At 40.8% G+C, this 3570-nt stretch carries 3 protein-coding genes; 1 reads left to right on the top strand and 2 read right to left on the bottom strand.

Annotated elements, in window-relative coordinates:
• The first annotated feature begins 139 nt into the window (after window positions 1-139).
• Window positions 140-1093, top strand: coding sequence for a hypothetical protein (locus tag A5875_RS04210; RefSeq protein ID WP_088932446.1), 954 nt, complete (start codon window positions 140-142; stop codon window positions 1091-1093).
• Window positions 1094-1408: 315 nt separating this feature from the next.
• Here A5875_RS04210 and A5875_RS04215 read toward each other — a convergent pair whose 3' ends face one another.
• Together A5875_RS04215 and A5875_RS04220 are read right to left on the bottom strand one after the other, a co-directional pair.
• Window positions 1409-2752, bottom strand: coding sequence for a DUF1576 domain-containing protein (locus tag A5875_RS04215; RefSeq protein WP_088932447.1), 1344 nt, complete (start codon window positions 2750-2752; stop codon window positions 1409-1411).
• A gap of 14 nt (window positions 2753-2766) precedes the next feature.
• Window positions 2767-3531: a DeoR/GlpR family DNA-binding transcription regulator gene (locus A5875_RS04220; RefSeq protein ID WP_088932448.1), complete on the bottom strand. Its 765-nt coding sequence runs from the start codon at window positions 3529-3531 to the stop codon at window positions 2767-2769.
• Window positions 3532-3570 lie beyond the last annotated feature (39 nt).

The following is a 3570-nucleotide window of genomic DNA, read 5'->3' on the forward strand; positions in this document are numbered from 1 at the left end:
CAATTTAACCCTTTTCTTTTGTTTTTTATAAAGGAAAAAGGTTTTTCTGTTTGCTATTTACAAAACTGTTATTTATCGCTATCATATTTCTATAAAATGAAAACGATTACTATTTAATAATAAGTTGGGGGTATGAAAAATGGATGTAGCAAAATTAGGTCAAAGACAGCTCTTTTTGATGAAATGGGAAAATCTTGAAGGGAGAATTCTTAAACGCTTTGAACAAAGTAAAAATGTTTCAGAGGTCATTGAGTATCTTGTGGCGGTTCTTGTGCGGAGCGCCCTGTGTTCGCGTGCAATCTCGGAGACGCTCCAAGCATTGATTCGCGAGCTGTTCTTAACGTCAGAGCCTAGTGATACGCTGCGCCGTTATGCTCCTTATTTTGAGGAATATTGTGAAAAAAGTGAATGGAAAACGATTATCAAGCGTCTGTTTCGTAATGAAGCGGACTATTTGGCTTGCACCAAAGAAGCTTGCGGGTATAAGGAATATTTAGTAAAAGAAGGAACGCTTGATATTCGTCAGGAAAATCATGCTTATATTATAGAGTCCTTCTTTGAAGATATGAACGGTAAACGCCATAAACTGACGATTCGTGAAGTTGATCCTAACAAAGCTGCACCTGTGGTCACGAAGCTTTTGCAAATTTTGACGACCTTGACGATCTTTGAAACAACTGGTGTGCGGAAATTCGTCAAATTTATCAATTACGAAGGCTCAGGGAAAATCATCACAACCGCTTATGATACTCGTTTGGAGGAAGTGGAGGAGTCTGCTCAGGAACCGTCGGCCGAAACGGTTTCTAATGATACGAAAACTGGAGCTTCAGCAAAGAAAAACGGAAACTTGAATCAGCTTGCCAACGAAAGGAAGCAAACCGCGACACCACAAGAAAAAACCAACGTAACACCAACACCTGCAACTGCCGCCTCGAAGCAAAAACCGAATGCAAAGAAATCCTCCGCAATCCCTAAAAAACCAGACACCGCCTACCTGCGCTATGGCAAAACGACTGAACGAATAGAAAAAGAGCGGGAAGATCGCAGGCTCGAAAGAAAGAAAAACAAATTATTGAAGAAAAAGAAGAAATAAAATTTGTCTGCCCGCTTATCGATCTGTGCCTTTTTAGCGACAGCAGTTCGTCATGGACGACGATCCTACGAAAACGTAGAAATACATCTTTTTCTTAAACGCTGTTTTTCAGATCAAACATGCTTTTAAAAAGCTAATCGGTCAATTTGGCAGGCATTTGTTACTGATCTCAACAAAATAAAAAAAGCGACACTGGCTTGGTCCGGAAATTTTGATCAAATGTAGTCAGGTCTATTTGTTGTGACCATTTTTAAACTAAAAACCAAAGCAAAAGACCTGTTCATTTTTTTTGAGCAGGTCTTTTGCCGTAAAATTTTATGATTGATTGTCCTTCATCGTTGTGATCTTGAATAGAAATGATTGGGTGAATACTTGAAATCTTGCCAGCAGGTCTTTTTCAAACTGGATGATTCGCAAATGAGCGTTTTGACAATACGCTTTGATCTTGGTGTTTCGATAAAATGAAACACGGACGAAATCCATCAGCAGAACGGTGATTCCGCCGGCAAAGCCGCAATTGTATAAATTGATTCCCGCAGTTAAGTACTGTGTGTTTCGAGTAATCAGAGAGAACAGGGCTCCAGAAAGTGTGCCGGTCACCAGTCCATACTTGCGAGTCATTGGCGAAAGGGTACTGGCAAACAGGATGATAACGATATTATTGGTAGTAGCAGCGTCGCGGTATAGCAACAGGGCAGTCAAGAAAACTCCCAAGGCAGGAAAAAAGAAATAGCGAAATTTGAAATTATACATACTAAAACCAGCGAAGGTCAGAATAGCTCCAACCAAAATTCCGCTTAGAGGAACCTTCAACAGCAGAGTAAAAATCACGGCAAGATAGCCATATAAGGAAAAACGGGCGATTTTTTTCAAATCTAAGAACAGATGCTTCGATCGATCAATGTTCTTTTTATAGAAATAAAGAAATACGAGAAAGGGCAGCGTGAACAGAGCAGCAAGAAAGATCAGTAACGCGTGGTGGTGTTCAAAGGAAAGGGCATGGGGCACGATTTTGATCGCTAAAATATTTCGAGTAGTCAAGTTTCCAATCACACCAATGAAACCAGCGGAAAAGCCCATGTTGTAAAGGTTCAATTCTTTTGTATGGACTTTCAAAAATTCGAAGATGGGTAAAATCGTATGGCCGATCAAAAGTCCGGCGACTAACGCGATAAATTTATTAGAAATAGCGGAATGATCCGGCGCACAATAAATCGTGCTGACGATCGGCGATAGGCAGGTACTCAGCAAACCCATAACCAGCAGATCCTGTCTGCCAGAGTGATGGATTCGCAAATAGATCAAACAGCCTAAAATGATCGGGGCGGAGTTGACGATATTCTTCCCAAAAAAAGAAAAGCCGGAGAGCATCATAATCACGGAAACGGTTAATGAGCAGAAATGATGCTTATGCTTTCGCAGGAGGAAGAGACTGCTTAAGGTTACCAATCCGCTATTTAGAAACGCCGCTCCAACACCGGCAATGTGAACATAATCGGTAATCAAATTACTTGGCGAGCGCACAATCTGCTCCATTCCAGAAATCAGTTTTTCCGGACTGGCGAGAAAAAAGGCGGCCAACGTAATGGATAACCCATAGGTTAATAAAAAGATAAAAATGATATCTGTTGAAAGTAAGACTTGTTTTGTTTTCCCCAAAGAATCACACTCCTCTAAGTGACTTGAACGACGGTTACTCCCAGTTTTTGGATCTCATGTAAGATTTCTTCTGAACTAAATTGATCGGTGATTAAATAATCGAAGGCGGAAATATCGGCCATTTTGAATTTTGAAGTTACGCCGATTTTGCGATGATCTGCGACTAGGATTTTACATTTAGTGGTTCGTTTGACCATCAGTTCATTGATGGTTGCCTCAGTCATCTGTTTGGTGGTCACTCCATTTTCAAGGTCGATCCCGCTGCATCCCACGATACAAACATCAGCATTGACCGCAGATAGCGTGTTGATCGCAACATCGCCGACTAAAGCTTCTTTCGGATAGCGCATTTCTCCGCCGGTCAGGACGTAATGATAATTGGCATTTTGCGGAGAATAGTTGATCTTCATATTATTGGTAACGATCGTCAGATGATCAACCTGCAAGTAGTCAATGGTTTTTAAGGCAGTTGAACTGGAATTGATAAAGATTGTATCGTTGTTTTGGATGTGCTTGCTGGCTTCCTTAGCGAGCAGCTGTTTTAGGCGAACGGGACCAGAATGATCGCTTTCGGGTTTATTGTCGTAGTTGAAGATGCAATAGCCGAATTTACGAATGATGTCATTTTTTTCTTCTAATAAATGCAAATCGCGGCGAATCGTACTGAGGGAAACATCCAGTGCCTCAGCCAATTCTATAGTCGTCAGATGTTCCTTCTTTTCTAAAATATCCAGAATGTCTTTATGACGTTTATCGATATTAATGATTGAATTCTTCAATGAACTTCCTCCAATATAAACATTCTCTTGGGATAAGGT

Source organism: Enterococcus sp. 3H8_DIV0648, assembly GCF_002140655.1.
GTDB classification, from domain to species: Bacteria; Bacillota; Bacilli; order Lactobacillales; family Enterococcaceae; genus Enterococcus_A; species Enterococcus_A hulanensis.

Excerpts from the sequence above, each read along its gene's own strand:
- A5875_RS04210 (WP_088932446.1), top strand. The coding sequence starts at position 140 with ATGGATGTAGCAAAATTAGGTCAAAGACAGCTCTTTTTGATGAAATGG.